We start from the raw sequence: 21,307 nt of genomic DNA, 5'->3' as shown, positions 1-21,307 counted from the left end.
TTCGGGCGGCCTCGGTCGGCCGGGGGCGGGCCCTGGGCCGACCCGGGGCCGGCTCGGGTCGGGCCAGGCCCCGCGCCGCGGCTCAGGCGCGGTAGACGAGGGCGGTGGCGATGGCGGCGAGGCCCTCGGCGCGGCCGGTGAGGCCCAGTCCGTCGGTGGTGGTCCCGGAGACGGAGACGGGGGCGCCCGCCGCGGCGGCGAGCGCCTTCTGCGCTTCTTCGCGCCGTTTGCCGATCTTCGGGCGTACGCCGATCACCTGGATCGCGATGTTGCCGATCTCGAAGCCCTCGGCGCGCACGATCCGGGCGGCCTCCGCCAGGAGGGTGACGCCGGCGGCGCCGGACCACTCGGGGCGGGAGGTGCCGAAGTGGGCGCCGAGGTCGCCGACGCCGGCGGCCGAGAAGAGGGCGTCGCAGGCGGCGTGCGCGGCGACGTCGCCGTCGGAGTGGCCGGCGAGGCCGTCCTCCCCCTCCCACAGCAGGCCGGCGCACCACAGCTCGCGGCCGGCCTCGAAGGCGTGCACGTCCGTGCCGATGCCGACGAGCGGGATGACGGGCGCGGGCGCATGGGCCTCGCGGCCGGCGCCCGCCCCGGCGGACTCCTCGAACCCAGCGGAGCTAGTACGCATCGGTGGCCCTCCTGCGGGCGAGTACGGCCTCGGCGAGGACCAGGTCGAGCGGGCGGGTGACCTTGAAGGCCTCTTCGTGACCGGGGACGACCACGACGGTGACCCCGGTGCGCTCCACCATGCCGGCGTCGTCGGTGGCCCCGTCACCGGCGACGGCGATGGCCTCGTGGGCGCGCAGCAGCGTGGCCAGGTCGAAGCCCTGCGGGGTCTGTACGGCGCGCAGCCGGGCGCGCTCGGGCGTGGCGACGACCGGCTCGGGCTCGCCGGGCTTGCCGGGCTCGACCTCCTTGACGGTGTCGGCCAGCGGCAGCGCGGGGACGACGGCGGGGGCGCCGTCGCGGACGGCCTCCACGACGGCGTCGACGGTGTCGACGGGCACGAGGGGGCGGGCCGCGTCGTGGATCAGTACGGAGGTGACGTCGGCGGGGAGGGCGTGGAGGCCGGCGCGGACGGATTCCTGGCGGGTGTCGCCGCCGGGTACGACCAGCAGTTCGGTGCGTTCGGGCAGCGGGTGCTCGTCCAGCATCGTGCGGACCTCGGCGGCGCCGTCGGAGGGGGCGACGACCACGACGAGGGACACCGCGCGGGAGCGGGCCATGGCGCGGACGGCGTGGATCAGCATCGGCGTCCCGCCGAGGGACCTCAGCGCCTTGGGGGCGCCGGGGCCGAGGCGCACCCCGCGCCCGGCGGCCGGGATCACCGCGGCGGTGCGGTGGGGGCGCGATTCGTCAGTCATCAGTAACTCCGGGCCAGGTTTGTGACTTCGGCCGACATGGGTATGGCCTGAGGGGTGCCGGGTGCGATGCCCTCGCCCCTTCCGTGACGACCGGACGAGCAGGCTGCCCGGACCCGGCACGCCAGAAGATGCCGATCGGGTCGGACACGGGAGATCGTGTCAGAAGCGGTCGGGCAGGGAAGAAATTGGGTTGCGCGGCGGCACGGTGGTGCCGCACCGTGGCCGGACATGCCGCAGCGCCCGGCAACGAGCCCTCTCGTAGGCGAGAGGGCTTGTCATCGGGCACCGCGGCACGCTGTGGAACGGTTCGACGCGTCAGGACGCGAGAACCTCGTCGAGGAGGGCCTCGGCCTTGTCCTCGTTGGTGTTTTCGGCGAGCGCGAGCTCGCTGACCAGAATCTGGCGTGCCTTCGCGAGCATGCGCTTCTCACCCGCGGAAAGTCCGCGCTCGCGCTCACGACGCCACAGGTCACGCACCACTTCGGCGACCTTGATGACATCGCCAGAAGCGAGCTTCTCCAGATTTGCCTTGTAGCGCCGGGACCAGTTCGTCGGCTCTTCTGCGTACGGTGCGCGAAGCACCTCGAAGACCCGGTCCAGCCCGTCCTGGCCGACTACGTCGCGAACACCGACGAACTCCGCATTGTCCGCAGGCACACGAACCGTCAGGTCGCCCTGGGCGACCTTGAGCACCAAGTAGGTCTTGTCCACGCCTTTGATCTGGCGAGTTTCGATGGCCTCGATCAGCGCGGCCCCGTGATGGGGATAGACCACGGTGTCGCCAACCTTGAACGTCATGTGACAGGTACCCCTTCCGTGGCTATCCAGGGTAACACGAGAACTGACTGTTATGAATGGCGTTTTCGCAGGTCAGGGCACATCTCAGGGCTTGACAACAGCGACACGAACGTGCTGCGGAGGGCTTCCGGAAGGGGGTATTCGCAGGTCGGAGCCGCTGTGCGGACCGGGCGAAACGACCACGTTACACCTGACGGGCGAGCGCGAGAGTGTGACGTACGTCCCGGTTTGCCGGTTTCCGGGACCGGAAACCGACGTACTCCGTTCGACTGTCGGCCATGTCCACGGATCCGGATCCGGCCCAATCCCGGGAATTGATCACAGGGCGGTCTTCGACGATCTTCGGCGGTTTCCGGAATTGATCAAGGGGGCCGTCCGGCCGGGATATGGGAATGGAAGATCGACGGAGCCGTGCAGGGTGGCGCGGGCGCTGCGGAGGGTCGGGTGCGGGGGCGGGGCGGCGGCTCGGTAACCTAAGCGCGCTGACACACCCTTAGGGCGGCTTTACCTCGGCCGTCCCGAGAGCCACCACCGTCCCGTCCGTACGTCCTAGGAGTTGCCGCCGCCGTGAGCCGCAGCCTTCGACGCGGCGCCCTCGCCGCTTCCGCCGTCGTGTTCTCGATCGCCTCGCTCGCAGCGTGTGGCGCGGGCAACGACGCGCAGACTCTCCAGATCAAGCCGGACAACGCCGCCGTCACCAAGGGCGACATCAAGATCCAGAACGCACTGGTGATCACCCAGGGCGAGAAGGGCAAGAAGGCCGGGGCCGTCGTCTCGGCGACCGTCTTCAACGCCGGCGACACGCCGCAGACGCTGGACGGGATCACCCTCAAGGGTGGCAAGTCCAAGGTCGTCCTGAAGGGCGCTGCCGGTTCCGGCAAGATCACCGTCCCGGCCGGCGGTTCCGTGGTGATCGGTGGCCAGAGCAACGCCTCCGCCGTCGTCGAGGGCGGGAACGAGGCCGTGAAGAACGGCGACGCCCAGGAGATGGTCTTCCGGCTGAGCCGTACCGGCGACGTGGCCCTGGAGGCCTTCGTGGTCCCGAGCACCGGCATGTACGCCCAGTACGGCCCGACCGAGGCCCCCGCCGCCGCGGGCCCCGCCCCGTCCGGCAGCCCCTCGGGCACGCCGTCGGGCTCCCCGTCCGGTGCCGCCTCGGGCGCGCCGTCCGGCGGCCCCTCCGGCACCCCGGCGGGCACCCCCTCCGGCTCCCCGTCCGGCTCGGCCTCCCGCGCCGCCGGCCACTGACGCCGAGACCGCAGCACGAGGAAGGGCCCCCAGCCACTGCGGCAGGGGGCCCTTCCTCATGTGCGCGCCGACTGACGACTGACGGCCGGCGACTTATGGCTGACGATTTACGGCTGACGATTTACGGCTCGAACTTGTAGCCCAGGCCGCGGACGGTGACCAGGTAGCGCGGGGCACCCGGGTCGGGTTCGATCTTGGCGCGCAGGCGCTTGACGTGGACGTCGAGGGTCTTGGTGTCGCCGACGTAGTCGGCGCCCCAGACCCGGTCGATCAGCTGCATGCGGGTCAGCACGCGGCCCGCGTTGCGCAGGAGCATCTCCAGGAGGTCGAACTCCTTCAGCGGGAGGTCGACCTTGGCGCCGGCGACGGTGACCACGTGCCGGTCGACGTCCATCCGTACGGGTCCGGCCTCCAGGGCCGCCGGGGTGACCTCTTCCGGCTCGCCGCGGCGGCGCAGGACCGCGCGGATGCGGGCGACGAGCTCGCGGGAGGAGAACGGCTTGGTGACGTAGTCGTCCGCTCCTATCTCCAGCCCGACGACCTTGTCGATCTCGCTGTCCTTGGCGGTCACCATGATCACGGGGACGTTGGAGCGGCCGCGCAGCTGCCGGCAGACCTCGGTGCCCGGCAGGCCGGGCAGCATGAGGTCCAGGAGGACGAGGTCGGCGCCGTTGCGCTCGAACTCGTCGAGCCCGTCGGGGCCCGTCGCGGCGATCGCGACCTCGAAGCCTTCCTTGCGGAGCATGTAGGACAGGGCGTCGCTGAAGGATTCCTCATCCTCGACGACGAGCACTCGGGTCACGGAAGGACCTCCGGGGCAGGAATGACAGGTTCGGGTTCAAGCGGGGGCGGTGCTGTTGCGGGGGCGGGTGCCGGGGCCGGTGCGGCCGCCTCGGGCAGGCGCAGCGTGAAGGTGGAACCCTGACCCTCCGAGCTCCAGACCGACACCTCGCCGCCGTGTGAGGCTGCCACGTGCTTCACGATCGCAAGGCCCAGTCCGGTCCCGCCCGTGGCGCGGGAGCGGGCCGGATCGACGCGGTAGAAGCGCTCGAAGATGCGCTCGCGATCCTTTTCCGGGATGCCGATGCCCTGGTCGGTCACGGCTACTTCGATCAAGTCTCCACCCGGCGCGGCGACCCTGCGCGCGGCTATGCCGACGCGGGTGCGGGCGGGACTGTAGTTGACGGCGTTCTCCACCAGGTTCCCGAGGGCCGCCGCGAGCTGGCCGCGGTGGCCCCAGACCCGCAGGTCGGCGGTGCCGCCCGAGGCCATGGTGATCTGCTTGGAGGTGGCCGTGTGGCGACAGCGGTCGATGGCCTCGGCGACGAGCGTGTCCACCCGTACGGGCTCGGCGTCCTCCAGCGGGTCGTCGTTCTGTACCCGGGAGAGGTCGATGAGTTCCTGTACGAGGTTGATCAGGCGGGTGGCCTCGATCTGCATTCGGCCGGCGAAGCGGCTGACCGCCTCGGGGTCGTCGCTGGCGTCCATGACCGCCTCGGAGAGCAGGGAGATCGCTCCGACGGGGGTCTTCAGCTCGTGCGACACGTTCGCGACGAAGTCGCGGCGTACCGCCTCGATGCGGCGGGCCTCGGTGAGGTCCTCGACCAGCAGGAGCACCAGGCGCGAGCCCAGTGGCGCCACGCGGGCGGAGACGGCGAGGGCCTCGCCGCGGCCGGTGCCGCGCCGCGGCAGGTCGAGCTCGACCTGTCGTATCTCTCCGTCACGGCGCGTGTCGCGTGCCATGTGGAGCATCGGCTCGACGGCGAGCTTTCCTCCGCGCACCAGTCCGAGGGCGTACGCCGCCGAGCTGGCCTTGACCACCGCGTCCCCTTCGTCGAGGACCACGGCGGAGGAGCGGAGCACGGAGAGCACCGTGTCCACGCCGGGGGGGAGCACCGCGTTGATGTCGGGGCGCATGGAGCTCCGGGTGGGGCGGGCCTGGTCGCGCTCGCTCCAGCGGAACGCCAGCATCGCGATCACGCCGGTGCACAGACCGGCGATCGCTGCAGCTGCGGCGACCGCCGCGTTCACGTCCATGCATCCAGGTTAAGCAGGCACGACGACCATTCCACAGCCGTTCGGGTGGCACCTCGAACAGTCGTCGCCCAGAGTTCACCCTGACGACCGGGTTGATTCATTTGTGATGTCGGCGTCGGACGCGTTGACGACGGAACGTGTCAACGTGGGCCAAGACGGCCACGCGGCACCAGCCGAGCAGGCAGTGAGAGCGGTAAGAGAGGGACACCACCATGCGCGACGCGTACCACGAGGAACTGGACTCGATCGGAGAGAGCCTGGTCGAGATGGCCCGGCTCGTCGGTTCCGCGATCGGGCGGGCCACCACCTCCATGCTGGACGCCGACCTGAAGCTCGCCGAGAGCGTCATCGCCGCCGACCAGAAGGTGGACGACCTCCAGCACGACCTCGAAGCGCGCGCCATCGCCCTGCTGGCCCGCCAGCAGCCGGTCGCGACCGACCTGCGCATCGTCGTCACCTCGCTGCGCATGAGCGCCGACCTGGAGCGCTCCGGCGACCTGGCGCAGCACGTGGCGAAGCTGGCGCGGCTGCGCTTCCCGGACACGGCGGTCCCGCGTGACCTGCACGCCACGATCCTGGAGATGGGTCAGCTCGCGCAGCGCCTGATGGCGAAGGCCGCCGAGGTGATCATCACGAAGGACGTGGACCTCGCGCTCCAGCTGGAGCAGGACGACGACGAGATGGACCAGCTGCACCGGACGCTCTTCCAGCACCTGATGGACGACCGCTGGAAGCACGGCATCGAGACGGCCGTCGACGTGACGCTGCTGGGCCGCTACTACGAGCGCTTCGCGGACCACGCGGTGTCGGTGGCCAAGCGTGTCGTGTACCTGGTGACGGGTGAGCACGCGGACGAGCTCCAGACGCCGACGGCCGTCGAGGGCGTCTGAGCCCCAATGCGCCGTTGACGCGCCGGGATGGCTGGGCATGAATGAGGCGAAGGCACCACGACTTCCCGTACGCCGTCTGCGAGGAGGCACCATGCCCGATTCCCCTGTCCCCATCACCCCGGAGCAGGAACAGCCACCCCGGCCCGAGCCGCTGCGCCTCCCGCTGCTCGCGGCCTGCGGCTGCGGCTCCGGCTGCGGCTGCGGCTGCCAGTCCGGCGCCCCCTGCCAGTGCGGGGGCTGAAGGCCACCGCACTGGCAGACGCGAAGGGCCCCGTCCGATTCCCACGGACGGGGCCCTTCGTCGTGCTGCGGGGCGCTTACTTCTTCTTGCCCTGGTTCTTGACGGCTTCGATGGCGGCCGCGGCGGCGGTCGGGTCGAGGTAGGTGCCGCCCGGGTTGAGGGGCTTGAAGTCGGCGTCCAGCTCGTAGGCGAGCGGGATGCCGGTGGGGATGTTCAGGCCCGCGATGTCGGCGTCGGAGATGCCGTCGAGGTGCTTGACCAGGGCGCGCAGGCTGTTGCCGTGCGCGGCGACCAGGACGGTGCGGCCCGCGAGGAGGTCCGGGACGATGCCGTCGTACCAGTACGGGAGCATGCGGACGACGACGTCCTTCAGGCACTCCGTCCGGGGGCGGAGCTCCGGCGGGATGGTGGCGTAGCGCGGGTCCTCGGACTGCGAGAACTCGGTGCCGTCCTCAAGGGCCGGCGGAGGGGTGTCGTAGGAACGGCGCCACAGCATGAACTGCTCCTCGCCGAACTCGGCGAGGGTCTGCGCCTTGTCCTTGCCCTGGAGGGCGCCGTAGTGGCGCTCGTTCAGGCGCCAGGAACGGTGGACCGGGATCCAGTGGCGGTCGGCGGCCTCCAGCGAGAGCTGGGCGGTGCGGATCGCGCGCTTCTGGAGCGAGGTGTGTACGACGTCGGGGAGCAGGCCGGCGTCCTTGAGCAGCTCACCGCCGCGGACCGCCTCCTTCTCGCCCTTCTCGTTGAGGTTCACGTCCACCCAGCCGGTGAACAGGTTCTTCGCGTTCCACTCGCTCTCGCCGTGACGGAGGAGGATGAGCTTGTACGGTGCGTCGGCCATGCGTACGAGCCTAATGGACGGGCTGCGGCGCTCGCGCGCGTGGTGCGGGGGTGTGCGAGGGCGCCTCGGATTGACGTTCGGCGTCAATTGAGTGGCGGCGCGAGGGGGCTACTCGTAACGTGCGGTGAGCCGTTGGGACACTTACACATCCGGGGGGATCCCTTATGTCCGTTGCCAGTCTGAGACGGGCCGCCAGGGAGAGCGTGTCGGGTCTGCCGTCGGCGTTCTGGTGGCTGTGGGCGAGCACCCTCGTCAACCGGCTCGGGGCCTTCGTCGCCACCTTCATGACCTTGTACCTGACCCTCGACCGGGGCTACTCGGCTTCCTTCGCGGGCCTCGTGGTGGCGCTGCACGGGCTCGGCGGTGTGGTGTCCTCGCTGGTGGCCGGCGTGATGACGGACCGGCTGGGGCGGCGTCCGACGATGCTGGCGGCGAACGTGTCCACGTCGCTGTCGGTGGCGCTGCTCGGCTTCATGGAGCACCCGGCGGCGATCGCGGCGGTGGCCCTGCTGGTGGGCATGGCCTCGAACGCCTCACGGCCGGCGGTCTCCGCGATGATGGCCGACATCGTCCGGCCGGAGGACCGCGTACGGGCCTTCGCGCTGAACTACTGGGCCATCAACCTCGGCTTCGCGATCAGCGCGACGCTCGCCGGGTTCGTGGCGGAGTACAGCTACCTGGCCGGCTTCCTCGGCGAGGCGGCGCTGACGCTGCTGTGCGCGGTGCTGGTCTTCGCGAAGCTGCCGGAGTCGCGGCCCGTCAAGGGGAGCGGCGCCTCGGCGCGGGAGGCGGACGGGCCGGAGATCGGGCTCGGGAGCGTGCTGCGCGACGGGCGGTTCATGGGGGTCGTCGGCCTGTCGTTCCTGATCTCGCTGATCTTCACGCAGGGTTCGGTGGGCCTGCCGGTGGCGATGGGCGCGGCCGGGTTCTCGCCGGGTGACTACGGGCTGGTCGTCGCGGTGAACGGCCTGCTGATCGTGGTGCTCCAGATCCCGGTGACCCGGTTCATCGAGCACCGCGACCCGCGCCGGCTGCTGGTGGTCTCGGCGCTGCTGGCGGGGTACGGGTTCGCGATGACGGCGTTCGCGGGACCGTTGTGGGCGTACGCGCTGACGGTGTGCGTGTGGACGCTGGCGGAGATCGTGAACTCGCCGATCCAGATGGGGCTGGTGGTGCGGCTGTCGCCGGCGCACGGCCGGGGGCGCTACCAGGGCATGTACACGATGTCGTGGTCGGTGGCCGCGCTGGTGGCCCCGCTGATGGCCGGGTTCGTCATCGACCGGCTGGGCGCGCGGTGGCTGTGGGGGGCCACCGGGGTCCTGGGGACCGTGGCGGCGGCCGGGTACTGGCTGCTGATGCGAGGCCTGCCCGGGGCCGACGCGGCTACGGCTACGGATACGGATACCGATACGGATACGGGTGCGGCTGCCGCCTCCCGGGAGTCCGCTCCCGCTCCCGCGCCCGCCCCCGTCGCCGCCGAGGCGTAGCGGCCGGGGCGCGGCCCCGGCGCGGTCAGCGGGACGGTTGGGTGAGGTGCTTGAACGCGTCCAGGTTGCGGGTGGACTCGCCGCGCGAGACGCGCCACTCGTACTCGCGCCGGATCGCGCTCGCGAAGCCCAGCTCCAGCAGGGTGTTGAAGGCGCCGTCCGCCGCCTCCAGGACGGTGCCGAGGAGTCGGTCCAGGTCGTCGGGGGTGACGACGGACAGCGGGAGGCGGGCCGTCAGGTACACGTCGCCGAGCGGGTCGACGGCGTACGCCATCCCGTACAGCTTGAGGTTGCGCTCCAGCAGCCAGCGGTGGACGCCGGCCTCGTTCTCGTCGGGGTGGCGGATGACGAAGGCGTTCACGGAGAGGGAGTGCCGGCCGACGCGCAGGGCGCAGGTGGTGCTCAGCTTGCGGGTGCCGGGCAGCTGGACGACGTAGGAACCCGGTTCGGGGCTCTCCCAGCTCAGCTCGGCGCCGGTCAGGACGCTCTCGATGATCGCGGCGGTGTCAGCCATGGTGGGAGCGTACGCGACGGCGGTGATCGTGCATGGCGGCGGTGTAGACGTCGGCGGTGCCGCTCGCGGCGGTGTCCCAGCCGAAGAACTGCGCGTGCCGGGCGGCCTGTCCGCCCATCCGGTCGGTGAGGCCGGGGTCGTCGACGAAGCGCCGCAGCTCGCGGGCGTAGTCGACGGGGTCGTGGCCGGGTACGAGGATCCCCGTCACGCCGTCGTTGACGGCGACGGGCAGCCCTCCGACCTCGGCGGCGAGGACGGGCGTACCGGCGGCCTGGGCTTCGATGGCGACGAGCCCGAACGACTCGTTGTAGGACGGCATGACCAGCACGGACGCGGCCCGGAACCAGTCGGCGAGGGCGTCCTGGCGCACCGGCGGGTGGAAGTGCACGAGGTCGGCGATGCCGAGCTTCGCGGCGAGCTTCTGGAGCCCCTCGGGCTTGGCGAGGCCGCTGCCGCTGGGGCCGCCGACGACGGGGACGAAGAGCCGCGCGCGCAGCGACGGGTCCTGGTCGACGAGGACGGCGACGGCGCGCAGCAGGATGTCGGGGGCCTTGAGGGGCTGGATGCGGCCCGCGAACAGCGGGATCACGGCGTCCTGGGGCAGGCCGAGGCGGGTGCGGGCGGCGGCGCGGCCGTCGCCGACGGTGAAGCGGTCGAGGTTCACGCCGGGGTGGACGACGGCGACCTTGCCGGGGTCGGCCTCGTAGTGCCGTACGAGCTCGTCGGCCTCCTCGGCGGTGTTCGCGATGAGGCGGTCGGCGGCGGCGACGATCTGGGTCTCGCCGATGACGCGGGCGGCCGGCTCGGGGGTGTCGCCCTCGGCGAGCGCGGCGTTCTTGACCTTGGCCATGGTGTGCATGGCGTGGACGAGGGGGACGCCCCAGCGTTCGGCGGCGAGCCAGCCGACGTGGCCGGAGAGCCAGTAGTGCGAGTGGACGAGGTCGTAGTAGCCGGGGCGGTGGCCGGCCCAGGCCTGCATCACGCCGTGGGTGAAGGCGCACAGCTGCGCCGGCAGCTCTTCCTTGGCGAGGCCCTCGTAGGGGCCGGCGTCCACGTGACGTACGAGGACGCCGGGCGCGAGCTCGACGGCGGGGGGCAGGCCGCCGGTGGTGGCCCGGGTGAAGATCTCCACCTCGATGTTGATCGCGGCGAGGCGCTTGGCCAGCTCGACGATGTACACGTTCATGCCGCCGGCGTCGCCGGTGCCGGGCTGGTGCAGCGGTGAGGTGTGCACGCTGAGCATGGCCACGCGGCGGGGCTTGCGGTGGTGGCCCACGGCCGGCAGGCGCAGCCGGGGAGCGTCGTGCCGGGTGCCGCGGGCGGCGGCGATGCGGCCGCTGATGCTGCCGCCGAGACGGGACACGTACTGACTCAAGGGAGCAGTTCCTCTCGCTCGGACGACGCGGGCCCGGCCGACGCGGTGGCGGCCTGGCTACGGGGACAACGGCACGACTGCGGGAGCGCGGTCGGTGCGCCCTGCAAGCAGTGCAACCCGGACGGCCGTGCCGCGCATTCCGGGGTGGCGGGAATCCGTGGAAAATCCTCGCCGGTTTGCCGGCTTTTCCTCTCGTGCGGGCGCTCCGCTTACGCTCCCCCCATGGCCTCCCGCAGCACCCCGCCGCCCCCGAAACGCCCCGTCGGCACCGTGACGCGCGGGACCACGAACCCGAACCGGCTTCGCCGCATGGACCGCTGGATCGCTGCCACGCACGGCTCGGCGCTGCGGCGGGCGGACGCCCCGGTGGCGGTGGACCTCGGCTACGGGGCCGCGCCCTGGACGGCGGTCGAGCTGCTGGCGCGGCTGCGACGGGTGGCTCCGGCCGTGCGGGTGGTCGGCATCGAGATCGAGCCGGCGCGGGTGGCGGGGGCCAAGCCGTACGAGCGGGAGGGGCTGACCTTCCGGCACGGCGGCTTCGAGGTGCCCTTGGAGGGTGGGGAGCGGCCGGCGCTGATCCGGGCGGCGAACGTGCTGCGCCAGTACGACGAGGAGCGGGTGGCCCGGGTGTGGGAGCTGCTGTGCGGGCGGCTGGCCCCGGGCGGGCTGCTGGTGGAGGGGACCTGCGACGAGATCGGGCGGCGGCACGTGTGGGTGGCGCTGGGGCCGGAGGGGCCGCGCACGGTGACGTTCGCGACCCGGCTCGGCTCCCTGGAGCGGCCGTCGGACCTGGCGGAGCGGCTGCCGAAGGCGCTGATCCACCGGAACGTGCCGGGTGAGGCGGTGCACGCGTTCCTGCGGGACTTCGACCGGGCCTGGTCGGCGGCGGCGCCGTACGCCTCGTACGGGGCGCGGCAGCGGTGGATCCGTACGGCGCGGGCGCTGGCCGGGGATTGGCCGCTGGCGGACGGTCCGGGGCGGTGGCGGCAGGGGGAACTGACGGTGCGGTGGGAGGCGTTGCGCCCGGCCGGGTGAAGGACGGGCGGGTGGGGGTGGGTTGGGAACGGGTGACGGGGGTGGTCCGTTGGGCGTCAGGAAGGGGCCGGGGGGTGTCGGAGGGTGTTGGAATCCGACGAGTCGTGGCACCATCCCGGAGACGGTGACAAGTTACTGATGAATAGTCAGATCTGATGTCGAGTGACGTCGGTTCTGGCCCGGGGCGCCTGGGGGAGCCATGGGGACCGCGAAGCGAGCTTCGTCGCGATCGTCGCGACGACGGGGAGTGTCGTCCGCTCTGACGCTGCTGTGCGCGATGGCGATACTGACGGCCCCCGGGATCGCGGTGGGCAGTGCGTACGCGGCGCCTTCCGCGCCCGGCGCGCCCACGCCCACGCCCACGCCTCCTCCCCCGCCGAATTCGACGCCCGACGCGCAGGGCAAGTCGCTGGACCAGGTGCGCCAGGAGATAGAGGACCTCTACCGCCAGGCCGGCGCGGCGACCGACGCGTACAACCTCGCGGAGAGCGAGACCAAGGCGCAGACGGAGCGGATCGTCGAGATCGCCAAACTGGTGGTGGCGGGCCAGGACCGGATCGCCGGCCTGAAGAACCGCGCGGGCGCCGCCGCCCGCGCCCAGTACCGCTCGAACGGGCTGCCGCCGGGCGCCCGGCTCGCGCTGAGCGACAGCCCGGCCGACTTCCTGGACGGCACGGGCCGACTGCGGCAGGGCGAGAAGGCCACGACGGACCTGCTGTCCGAACTGAACCGGACCCAGACGGACTTGGAGCGGTACGCCAAGGACGCGGGCGCCATCTGGCAGAAGATGGAAGAGAACCGGGTCAAGCAGGAAGCCGCCAAGAAGCGGATCGAGGAGAAGATCAAGGCGGCCGAGGCGCTGGAGAACCGGCTGGAGGCCGAGGAGAAGGCCCGGCTGATCCAGCTGGAGCAGGAAGCCCAGTACAAGGCGCAGACGGCGTGGCTGTCGTCGGGCGCGATGAAGGACGTCAAGGGCACGGCGACGGACGCCGGGAAGCTGGCGGTGCAGTTCGCCACCGCGCAGATAGGGAAGCCGTACGTGTGGGGCGCGGCGGGGCCGGACTCCTTCGACTGCTCGGGGCTGACCTCGCAGGCGTGGCTGAAGGCGGGCCGGGGCATCCCGCGGACCTCGCAGGAGCAGCTGCGGCTGCTGCCGAAGGTCGCGGTGAAGGACATGCGCCCCGGCGATCTGATCATCTACTGGGACGACGCGAGCCACGTGGGCATGTACGTCGGGGACGGCGCGATGGTCCACGCCCCGCGCCCCGGGCGCAACGTGACGATGGCGGGCGTGGGCTCGATGCCGATCAAGGCGGTGGTCCGCCCCGACGCGTAAGCCCTGGCCGGGCGGGAGGGCTCGGCTCGGGGCGGGAGGGGGCGGGGGCGGGGTGGAGATGTGTGGGGGTCGTGAGGTTTGTCATGGGGGCGGAGCGGGTTTCCGCCGCGATAGGGGCATATGACGGGGGCCGGCCACCCGGTGCCCGTTCCGCTCGCCGGGAGCGGCGGCTAGGGTCGGCCCATGAGCGCACCCTCGGGGGGAGGGAAGGAACCGGAAACGATGCCCGTACCCGTACCGCGGCAGAGGGACACCCCGGCCACGGAGAGCGGTCCGGCGGTTCCCCCCGTCACCCTCGCGCCGCCCGGCCCCGCCTCGCTGACCCTGTTGGTGATCGGTGACGACCCGGCCGGCCGCCTCACCGTCCCCGAGATCCTCGACGCGGACGGCCACCACCGCATCCGGCTCCGCAGCGCCCGCAACCTCACCGAGGCCGCGCGTCTGCTCACCCCCGACGTGCACTGCGTGCTGCTCGACCTGTCCCTGCCGGGCCCCGGCGAGGGCGACGGTGACGGGCTGACCACCCTGCGCGAGGTGCTGCGGATCGCGCCGCGCCACGCCGTCCTCGTCCTCACCGCCGAGGCGGACGCCGACCGCGCCGCCGAGGCCGTCCGGGTCGGCGCGCAGGACTTCCTCTTCCGCGACGAGCTCGACGGGCGGCTCCTGAGCCGCGCCATCCGGTACGCCGTGGAGAGAAAGCGGGCGGACATCGCCCAGTACAAGCTCGCAGAATCGAAACTGCGCGCCCAGGAGAACGCCCGCCTCGAACGCGGCCTGCTGCCCACCCCGCTGCTGGAGGGGTCCGATCTGCGCTTCGCCGCCCGCTACCGGCCCGGCCGCAGTCGGGCCCTGCTCGGCGGGGACTTCTACGACACCGTCCGCACCCCCGACGGCACCGTCCACGCCATGATCGGCGACGTCTGCGGCCACGGCCCCGACGAGGCCGCCCTCGGCGTCGAGCTGCGCATCGCCTGGCGGGCGCTGACCCTGGCCGGGCTGTGCGGCGACGAGCTGCTGGCGACGCTCCAGCAGGTCCTGGAGGTGGAACGGCCCTGCGAGGAGATCTTCGCGACGCTGTGCACCGTCGACATCGCGCCCGACGGCCGCCGCGCGGGCCTGTGCCTGGCCGGCCACCCGGCTCCGCTGATCTCCCGGCCGGGCCGCCCGGCGCGCCTGCTCCCGTACGAGAACAGCGGCCCCGCGCTCGGGCTGCTGCCCCGGGCCCGCTGGCCCCGCCGCCAGGTCGAGCTGGGCGGCACCTGGAGCCTGATGCTCTACACCGACGGCCTCATCGAGGGCCGCATCGGGGAGGGGCGCGAACGCCTCGGGCAGGACGGCATGGTCGAGATGATCAACCGCCACCTGAGCGCGGGCCTGAGCGGTGAGGGCCTGCTGGAGGCCTCCGTCACCGAGGCCCGCCGGCTCAACGGCGGTGAGCTCACGGACGACGTCGCCGTCGTCCTGCTCTCCCGCGCCGCCCTCTGAGGGCCCGCTCGGCCCCTGGATGAATGAGCACTCGGCCTGATCGCCTGCGACCACTGAGAACATCGGACTCATTCATCCAGTACTCCAGGGACCCCGTCCGATCGCGAGATCGGACGGGGTCCTCTGGTTCTCCGGCCGGTGTGCCCGGCGTGCGCCCGCGCGGTGGCTAGAGGCGTCCGACGACGTCGATCCCGATGGGGCCGTCGCCGACGGCGAACGGGCTTTGCGGGCGGAGGTTGGAGGTGTTGATCGGTGTCACGTTGTCCGATCCCCGGTTGGTCACGTAGGCGCGGGCCCCACCCGGGTCGACCGCCACCCCTGAGGGGAACGAGCCGACGGGGACGACGGCCGTCACGGTGTGGTTGTCGATATTGATCACCGAGGCCGTGTTGGCGCCGGAGTTGGCCACGAAGGCCCGCCCACGGCCGGGGTCCACGTCGATACCGGACGGGCCGTCGCCGACCGGAATGGTGGCTACGGGGGCGAGGTTGAGCGGGTCGATCACCGATACGTTGTCCGAGAACCGGTTGGTGACGAACAGCCGCCGGCGGGTCGGGTCGAACGCCACACCGTCCGGGCCGTCTCCTGCGCTGGCCACACTCAGAAGTTCGAGGTTGTTGTAGCTGACCACGTCCACGGTGTCCAGGTTGAAGCAGGTCACGTAGGCACGGTCACTCGCCTCGTCCAGTGCGACCCCTACGGGGCCACAGTCCGGTTGCAGCGGGACGGTCCCGAGCACGCTGTTGTCCACGGTGTTGATCACCGTGACCCAGTTCGCCCCCGCGGCAGTGACGACACCGACCCCGTCCGCCGTGTCCAGGTCCACGCCGACGGGCACTCCGGGGACCTGGATCGTGGCGATCACCCTGTTGCTGGTCGTGTCGATGACGGACACACTTTCCGAGCCCGCGTTGGTCACGTAGGCACGCGCCGTGTTCACGTTCACGGCCACGTCGCGCGGGCTGTCACCGACCAGGATGTTGGCGATCAGCCTGCGGTTGCCGGTGTTGACCACCGACACCGTGTCCGAGAGCGAGTTGGCCACATAGGCGCGGTTGGACGGCTGGACCTGCTTCGTGGCTGCTGCCGACGAGCTGTCGCCGACGGCCTGCGCCGCGCCCGGCAGGAGCGCTGCGCACAGCGCTGTCGTGGCCACGATCGGTCGCAGGAGCCATCGACGGCGGGCTCGATGAACTCCGGTGTTCGTTGCGGGTGACATCCCACCTCCTGTTGAGGCTGCCGTGGATCGGCGTCCGGAGCGATCGTCCGGGACAAGATCCGTCACGGCATGGAGGTGGGTCCGCACGGCCCGCAGGATGGTCCACGCGAGTGCTCGCATTCCCCCGTTCGGGCGGCAGCCCGGACCGTGCGGTCACCGGGCGACCCTGGCCAGGTGTCTAGCGCCCGCCGTTGTACGGGCCGTACGGTCCGTCGCTGCTGCTGCCGCCCTTGCGCCGGCCGCCGCCCGAGACCTGCCGCAGGGCGGGGCGTACGTCCACGAGGAAGACGATCGTGGCCACCAGGCCCGCGATCTGCAGGAACAGCATCGGCAGGAAGAGGTCGACGACGACCGTGATGCCGAGGATGACCATCCAGAACGTCTTGGTCTGCTTGTCGGCGGCCCGGAACGCGTCCTCGCGCGCCACCAACGCCATGACGAAGGCCACCACGGCGAGCGCCAGCATGGCGTAGCCGAACAGCGGCAGCACGCCGTTGTTGAAACCCTGCATCAGCATCGTCTCGACCGCCTTCTCACATTGGCCACGCCGGACTCCACGCTACCGCCGGAGTCGCCATCCGGAACGACAACGAACCGGACACCGCGCGGGTGCCCGGTTCGCCGTGCCGTGAATCAGCCCTGCCGCCCATCGGCTCCGCGTCAGCTCTCGACGCCGGCCTCGGCGGCCGGCTCGGCCTTCTTCGTCGCGCCCTTGCGCGCCGCCGGGGCCTTCTTCGCCGCGGGCTCCTCCGCGTCGGAAGCCGCGGCGGGCTCCTCCTGCGTCTTCGCCGGCTCGGGCTCGACGACCTCGGCGATGTCCACGATCTCGTCGGCGACCTCGCCGCGCCAGGCCCGTACGGCCTGCTCGCCGTGCTCGGCGACCTTGTCGTAGGTCTCCTTGGCCCGGACGGCGTACTCGGCGGCCACGCCGACGCCGCGCAGCGCCAGATCCTGGGCGGTCTCGCCCAGCTTCTTCGGGTCGATCGCCCCGAGCACCTCGGCGACCTTGGCGGTGACCGCTTCCTGCGCCTCCCGAGCCTTCTCCTGCACGACCTTCGTGTCGGTGTTCCGCACGGCCTCGATGCGCGCGGGGGCCTCGGCACGCAGCTGCTCGATGAGCCCGGGGACCTTCTTGGCCTGCTGTACGGCCAGGTCGGCGGTGCCGGCGGCGAAGTAGAGCGGGGTGGGGTCGGTGAGGGTCTTCTTCAGGTCGTCGGCGATGGCCATGTGTGCTGGTCCTTCCGGATCACAGTCAATTCGTCGGGGGCATCACGGTGTCGTCGGGGCGGGCGGCGTCGGCCTCGTTCTCCTTGCGGAACGAGTCGTAGATCTGGAGCAGCACCTGCTTCTGCCGCTCGTTGATCGACGGGTCGGAGAGGATGACGGCCCGCGTCTCCACCTCGTCCCGGTCCCGCTCGTCGAGGATGCCGGCCTGCACGTACAGCGTCTCGGCGGAGATCCGCAGCGCCTTGGCCAGCTGCTGGAGGATGTCCGCGCTCGGCTTGCGCAGCCCGCGCTCGATCTGGCTCAGGTACGGATTCGACACCCCCGCCGCGTCGGCCAACTGCCGCAGCGAAAGCTGGGCCTGCCGGCGCTGCTCACGGAGGTATTCGCCGAGGTTTCCGACGTTGAGCGATGCCATGTCCCGATCCTCCCCCACTCCGCTAACTTTTGCAAGCGCCCGCTTGCAAAAACTCCCATTCGGGGTGACGCGTCCCTCGTGCGTGTGATCCGGAGCCCGTACGACCGCGGCGGTGGCCTGGAGTGAGGAGGATCCGGCCATGCGCCTGTTACTGACGGTCCGCGAAGGTGACCTCTTCGTCGGCGCCTGCGAACGTCCGCTGATCGAGAGTCTGATGGGGGCGCTCAAGGACGGTGACGTGGCTCAGGAGACCGCCGGCTGGATCCTGTCCGGCGGGGTCGGGCTGCCGGCCCGGCCGGACGTGGCGGCGTTGGCACCGGACCGCTGGCGGCACGTGCACGACCGGGTCTTCGCGGAGTGCGTCGAACTCGACGTGGAGCCGGGGGCGACCATCGCCGCGCTGCAGTCCCACGCCCTGAACGTGGCCCGGCAGCGGGGGTCGGCCCTGCCGGAAAGGCACCCCTCCACCATCGAGCGCGTCTGGCTGGCCGACCTCTTCACCGACCGCGCACTGGACCCACAGGAGACGGTCTGGTCCGCCGGTCTGAGGTCCGATGACGACGTCGTCCTGTACATCCGGCACGAGATCCGGCACAGCTACTCCCTGGGCCCCGTGCCGAATCCACAGGCCATGTTCTCGGTCCTCCAGGCCGCCGCCGCCTCGCGGGGCGAACGGCCCGCACTGTGGGGCGCGTTGCTCTACACCGACGCCGATACCGGACTCGCCCGCCACGTCCGGGAGTACTTCGACGAACTCAACGCCCTGTCCGGCCCGGACCTGCTGCTCTTCGTCGTGGAACGCCCCGCGTCCTGGCGTTCCGCGAAGCGCTACTGGCGCCGCGCCCTCAGCCCCGAGCTGTACCGCACGTTCGCCGCCCTGCGCTGGCTGCGCTGGCAGCCCTACGAACGCCACCTCGTCTACGAGCTGGCCCGTGACCTGGGTGTGCCCGTCGCGCGGCTCCCGTGCCTGGTGCTGTTCCACGACGTCCACGACCCGCACAAGGCGGTGTTCCCCCTGGCGTCGACCAGCCCCGCCTACCTGCGGCACCTCTTCTCCCGGGTGCACGCCGCGGTCCGTCCCGGCGCCCCGGGGTTCCGGGAAGCGGCGGCGGAGGACATCACGGGCGAGAGGGAAGCGAAATTCCGGGCGGCCACGACTCCCCAGGGCACGCCCGAGCACACCGCGGCCCTCAAGCGGGCGAGTGCCTTGCTGGACAGCCCGCTGACGGACGGCTACGACCGGGTGCACCCTCCCCTCGACCTGGTGCGGAACCTGCCGGCGGGCACCCCGGAGGGCGCCGCCGCGTTGGACCGCGTACGCGCCGAGACCCCCGACATCAACCGCGAGCTGGGCGCGATCGCCGCCGAGGCCGCCGAGGAGACCCGAGCGATGACGCAGAACAACTTCCACTTCCACGGCCGGACCACGTTCATCAACCAGCCGGTGGACACGGTCATCAGCGACTTCCAGAACGACCACCGCACCGGCCCCGGCGCCGCCGAGCTGGTCCGGGTGCTACGGCTGGTCCTGACGAGCCGGGACCTGGCCGACGCCGACCGGCAGGAGGCCGCCACCCTGGTCCACGCGGTGGCGGACGACCTCGCCGGCGGCGACCCCGACGGCCGGGCACCGACCCGGCTCGAACGGCTGCGCGCCCTGGTGGCCGGCGCGGCCGACATCGCCCAGCCGGTCGCCGCGCTGATCGCCACCCTCAGCGGCCTGACCCCGCTGTGACGACATCGCGTACAGCCGAGGGCGCGGGCACGGGTGCGGGGGCGGGGGCGGGGCGGCGCAGGAGGGTGAAGGTCACGGCGAAGGCGGTGGCGAGGAGGGCCGCGCCGATGCCGAAGGCCAGGTGGTAGCCGCCGGTCAGGGCCTCGGCCGGGGTGGCTCCGGCGGCGGCGAGGCGCTCGGTGCGAGCGGCGGCGAGGGTGGACAGTACGGCGACGCCGAGGGCCATGCCGATCTGCTGGGTGGTGTTGAACAGGCCCGAGGCGAGGCCCGCGTCGTCCTCGCGGGCGCCGGACATCCCGAGCGAGGTCAGCGGGGGCAGGGCCAGGCCGAAGCCGGCGCCGAGGAGCATCACGGGGAGCAGGTCGGACGCGTAGTCGGCCTCGACGGGCAGGCGCACGAGCAGGCCGAGCGCGGCGGTGAGCAGGGCGAGGCCGGTCAGCAGGACGGCGCGGTCGCCGAAGCGCGAGACGAGGCGGGCGGAGACGCCGAGCGAGACCGCGCCGATGGCGAGGGCGGCGGGCAGCATCGCGAGCCCGGTCTCGGCGGCCCCGTAGCCGCGCACCTTCTGGAGGTAGAGGGCGACGAGGATCTGGAACGAGAACATCGCGGCGACCATCAGCATCTGGACCAGGTTGGCGGCGGTGACGGCGCGCGAACGGAAGACGCGCAGCGGCATCAGCGGGGTGCGCGCGGTGGTCTGGCGGCGCAGGAAACCGGCGAGCAGGGCCGCGGAGAGGGCACCGAGGCCCAGGGTGTGCGCGGAGGTCCAGCCGTACTGTTCGGCCTTGACCACGCTGTAGATGCCGGTCATCAGGCCGGCGGTGACCAGGGCGGCGCCGAGTGAGTCGGCCCCGGCGGCGAGGCCGAGCCCCCGGTCGGCGGGCAGGGCGCGGAGCGCGAGGGCGAGGGTGGCCAGGCCGATCGGCAGGTTGATGTAGAAGATCCAGTGCCAGTCGAGGGCGTCGGTCAGGACCCCTCCGAGCACCTGGCCGAGGGAGGCGCCGGCGGCGCCGGTGAAGCTGAAGACGGCGATGGCCCTGGCACGTTCGGCGGCCTGCGTGTACAGCGTGACGAGGATGCCGAGGCTGACGGCCGAGGCCATCGCACTGCCGACGCCCTGGAGGAAGCGGGCGGCGATCAGCAGGGCGGGTCCGGTCGCGGCGCCGGCGAGCAGCGAGGCCCCGGTGAAGACGGCCGTGCCGATCAGGAACATGCGCTTGCGGCCGATCAGGTCGCCGAGCCGGCCGGCGAGCAGCAACAGGCTGCCGAAGGCGATCAGGTAGGCGTTGACGACCCAACTGAGGGCGGCCGGCGAGAAGCCGAGGTCGTTCTGGATGGCCGGCATGGCCACGGTGACGATGCTGCCGTCGAGGACGGTCATCAGCATGCCGGTGGCGAGGACGGCGAGGGCGGCGGAGCGGGAGCGGAAGCCTGATCCCGAGCGGGCGGGGGCTGGGGTTACGACGGACATGCGGACTCTCCTGTCCATGACGACGACAGGAGAGACGCTAGCAGATAGTTTTGTTGTAGATGAGTTTTTGGCAGATGATTTCTTTCGGGCTGGTGAGGGCGGCTCAGCGGGACTGGCGGGCCCGGCGCGCCGGGCGGGGGGCTTCCACGGGCCCGGCGAGATGACCCTGCGCGAGCAGGTCGAGGGCGCGCACGAAGCCCGCCCGGTCCTCCTCGGGGACGGCCGCGAGGACCTCGTCGTGCACCCGGTCCACGATGCGCCGACTGCGCTCGGCCAGCCGGGCGCCGGCCTCGGTCACCGCGATGATCCGGGCCCGACGGTCGGTGCTCGACGGCCGCCGCTCGGCCAGCCCGGCGGCCTCCAGGGCGTCCACGGTCACCACCATCGTGGTCTTGTCCATGTCGCCGATCTCCGCGAGCTGGATCTGCGTACGCTCCTCCTCCAGGGCGTGGACCAGCACGCAGTGCATCCGCGCGGTCAGGCCGACCTCCCCGAGGGCGGCCGCCATCCGCGAGCGCAGCACGTGGCTGGTGTGGTCGAGGAGGTAGGAGAGATCGGGCCGGTTGCGTCCGGGCTTCATGGCGGTCATACC

At 71.9% G+C, this 21,307-nt stretch carries 22 protein-coding genes; 8 read left to right on the top strand and 14 right to left on the bottom strand.

The features are described 5' to 3' along the window. Positions 1–82: 82 nt before the first annotated feature. From ispF to M4D82_RS18445, 3 genes are all read right to left on the bottom strand, one after another. A complete protein-coding gene (ispF, locus tag M4D82_RS18455; RefSeq protein ID WP_249767091.1) occupies positions 83–628 on the bottom strand; it encodes a 2-C-methyl-D-erythritol 2,4-cyclodiphosphate synthase in 546 nt (181 codons plus the stop codon). Then, positions 618–1,364, bottom strand: coding sequence for a 2-C-methyl-D-erythritol 4-phosphate cytidylyltransferase (gene ispD, locus M4D82_RS18450; protein ID WP_249767090.1), 747 nt, complete (start codon positions 1,362–1,364; stop codon positions 618–620). The genes ispF and ispD overlap by 11 nt, the downstream gene beginning before the upstream one ends. A 315-nt stretch (positions 1,365–1,679) precedes the next feature. Beyond that, a complete protein-coding gene (locus M4D82_RS18445; protein WP_003953493.1) occupies positions 1,680–2,162 on the bottom strand; it encodes a CarD family transcriptional regulator in 483 nt (160 codons plus the stop codon). A 567-nt stretch (positions 2,163–2,729) separates the two neighbouring features. On the opposite strand from M4D82_RS18445, the gene M4D82_RS18440 reads away from it, so the two are divergent. Then, positions 2,730–3,410 carry a DUF461 domain-containing protein gene (locus tag M4D82_RS18440; RefSeq protein ID WP_249767089.1) on the top strand — a complete coding sequence of 227 codons (681 nt, stop codon included), beginning with the start codon at positions 2,730–2,732 and terminating at the stop codon, positions 3,408–3,410. Between the two features lie 121 nt (positions 3,411–3,531). Here the strand turns inward: M4D82_RS18440 and phoP are convergent, their stop codons facing one another. Beyond that, the gene (gene phoP / locus M4D82_RS18435; protein ID WP_466527820.1) at positions 3,532–4,203 is read right to left on the bottom strand and encodes a two-component system response regulator PhoP; all 672 of its coding nucleotides are present in this window, start codon (positions 4,201–4,203) and stop codon (positions 3,532–3,534) included. Between the two features lie 5 nt (positions 4,204–4,208). After that, positions 4,209–5,447 carry a two-component system sensor histidine kinase PhoR gene (phoR, locus tag M4D82_RS18430; RefSeq protein ID WP_249767088.1) on the bottom strand — a complete coding sequence of 413 codons (1,239 nt, stop codon included), beginning with the start codon at positions 5,445–5,447 and terminating at the stop codon, positions 4,209–4,211. Positions 5,448–5,659: 212 nt separating this feature from the next. Between phoR and phoU the strand changes: the two genes are divergently transcribed. Both phoU and M4D82_RS18420 read left to right on the top strand, forming a co-directional pair. After that, positions 5,660–6,337, top strand: a complete 678-nt coding sequence (gene phoU, locus M4D82_RS18425) for a phosphate signaling complex protein PhoU (RefSeq protein ID WP_249767087.1) — start codon at positions 5,660–5,662, stop codon at positions 6,335–6,337. Positions 6,338–6,428: 91 nt separating this feature from the next. Further along, positions 6,429–6,578 carry a hypothetical protein gene (locus M4D82_RS18420; protein ID WP_167344738.1) on the top strand — a complete coding sequence of 50 codons (150 nt, stop codon included), beginning with the start codon at positions 6,429–6,431 and terminating at the stop codon, positions 6,576–6,578. Between the two features lie 76 nt (positions 6,579–6,654). Here M4D82_RS18420 and M4D82_RS18415 read toward each other — a convergent pair whose 3' ends face one another. After that, positions 6,655–7,416: a phosphoglyceromutase gene (locus M4D82_RS18415; RefSeq protein ID WP_249767086.1), complete on the bottom strand. Its 762-nt coding sequence runs from the start codon at positions 7,414–7,416 to the stop codon at positions 6,655–6,657. A 164-nt stretch (positions 7,417–7,580) separates the two neighbouring features. Here M4D82_RS18415 and M4D82_RS18410 point away from each other — a divergent pair, with 164 nt between their 5' ends. Beyond that, the gene (locus M4D82_RS18410) at positions 7,581–8,903 is read left to right on the top strand and encodes an MDR family MFS transporter (protein WP_249767085.1); all 1,323 of its coding nucleotides are present in this window, start codon (positions 7,581–7,583) and stop codon (positions 8,901–8,903) included. 25 nt (positions 8,904–8,928) lie between these two features. Here the strand turns inward: M4D82_RS18410 and M4D82_RS18405 are convergent, their stop codons facing one another. Both M4D82_RS18405 and mshA read right to left on the bottom strand, forming a co-directional pair. Continuing rightward, on the bottom strand, positions 8,929–9,417 hold the full coding sequence (locus M4D82_RS18405; RefSeq protein ID WP_249767084.1) for a type III secretion system chaperone family protein: 489 nt from the start codon (positions 9,415–9,417) through the stop codon (positions 8,929–8,931). Beyond that, positions 9,410–10,792 (bottom strand): D-inositol-3-phosphate glycosyltransferase, encoded by a 1,383-nt coding sequence (gene mshA / locus M4D82_RS18400; protein WP_249767083.1) that lies wholly within the window; start codon positions 10,790–10,792, stop codon positions 9,410–9,412. The genes M4D82_RS18405 and mshA overlap by 8 nt, the downstream gene beginning before the upstream one ends. 222 nt (positions 10,793–11,014) lie before the next feature. Here mshA and M4D82_RS18395 point away from each other — a divergent pair, with 222 nt between their 5' ends. The 3 genes from M4D82_RS18395 (at position 11,015) to M4D82_RS18385 (ending at position 14,648) form a co-directional block, all read left to right on the top strand. Further along, positions 11,015–11,827 (top strand): class I SAM-dependent methyltransferase, encoded by an 813-nt coding sequence (locus M4D82_RS18395; protein ID WP_249767082.1) that lies wholly within the window; start codon positions 11,015–11,017, stop codon positions 11,825–11,827. Between the two features lie 199 nt (positions 11,828–12,026). Beyond that, a complete protein-coding gene (locus M4D82_RS18390; protein ID WP_249767081.1) occupies positions 12,027–13,163 on the top strand; it encodes a C40 family peptidase in 1,137 nt (378 codons plus the stop codon). Positions 13,164–13,385: 222 nt separating this feature from the next. Beyond that, positions 13,386–14,648 (top strand): PP2C family protein-serine/threonine phosphatase, encoded by a 1,263-nt coding sequence (locus tag M4D82_RS18385; RefSeq protein WP_249767080.1) that lies wholly within the window; start codon positions 13,386–13,388, stop codon positions 14,646–14,648. Between the two features lie 166 nt (positions 14,649–14,814). Here M4D82_RS18385 and M4D82_RS18380 read toward each other — a convergent pair whose 3' ends face one another. The 4 genes from M4D82_RS18380 to M4D82_RS18365 form a co-directional block, all read right to left on the bottom strand. Further along, positions 14,815–15,804 carry a YncE family protein gene (locus M4D82_RS18380; protein WP_249767079.1) on the bottom strand — a complete coding sequence of 330 codons (990 nt, stop codon included), beginning with the start codon at positions 15,802–15,804 and terminating at the stop codon, positions 14,815–14,817. Between the two features lie 241 nt (positions 15,805–16,045). Beyond that, a complete protein-coding gene (locus M4D82_RS18375) occupies positions 16,046–16,384 on the bottom strand; it encodes a DUF2516 family protein (protein ID WP_249767078.1) in 339 nt (112 codons plus the stop codon). Between the two features lie 143 nt (positions 16,385–16,527). Further along, a complete protein-coding gene (locus M4D82_RS18370; RefSeq protein WP_249767077.1) occupies positions 16,528–17,094 on the bottom strand; it encodes a hypothetical protein in 567 nt (188 codons plus the stop codon). Positions 17,095–17,119: 25 nt separating this feature from the next. Beyond that, positions 17,120–17,509, bottom strand: coding sequence for a helix-turn-helix domain-containing protein (locus tag M4D82_RS18365; protein ID WP_249767076.1), 390 nt, complete (start codon positions 17,507–17,509; stop codon positions 17,120–17,122). 139 nt (positions 17,510–17,648) lie between these two features. On the opposite strand from M4D82_RS18365, the gene M4D82_RS18360 reads away from it, so the two are divergent. Continuing rightward, positions 17,649–19,244 (top strand): hypothetical protein, encoded by a 1,596-nt coding sequence (locus M4D82_RS18360; protein WP_249767075.1) that lies wholly within the window; start codon positions 17,649–17,651, stop codon positions 19,242–19,244. Here M4D82_RS18360 and M4D82_RS18355 read toward each other — a convergent pair. Both M4D82_RS18355 and M4D82_RS18350 read right to left on the bottom strand, forming a co-directional pair. Continuing rightward, positions 19,222–20,715 carry an MFS transporter gene (locus M4D82_RS18355; RefSeq protein WP_249767074.1) on the bottom strand — a complete coding sequence of 498 codons (1,494 nt, stop codon included), beginning with the start codon at positions 20,713–20,715 and terminating at the stop codon, positions 19,222–19,224. The two genes, M4D82_RS18360 and M4D82_RS18355, sit on opposite strands and share 23 nt — an antisense overlap. Before the next feature lie 103 nt (positions 20,716–20,818). Further along, positions 20,819–21,304, bottom strand: a complete 486-nt coding sequence (locus tag M4D82_RS18350; RefSeq protein WP_249767073.1) for a MarR family winged helix-turn-helix transcriptional regulator — start codon at positions 21,302–21,304, stop codon at positions 20,819–20,821. Positions 21,305–21,307 lie beyond the last annotated feature (3 nt).

Origin of the sequence: Streptomyces sp. RerS4, from assembly GCF_023515955.1 — a bacterium.
GTDB lineage: Bacteria > Actinomycetota > Actinomycetes > Streptomycetales > Streptomycetaceae > Streptomyces.
This window is presented reverse-complemented; position numbering and strand designations above follow the sequence as displayed.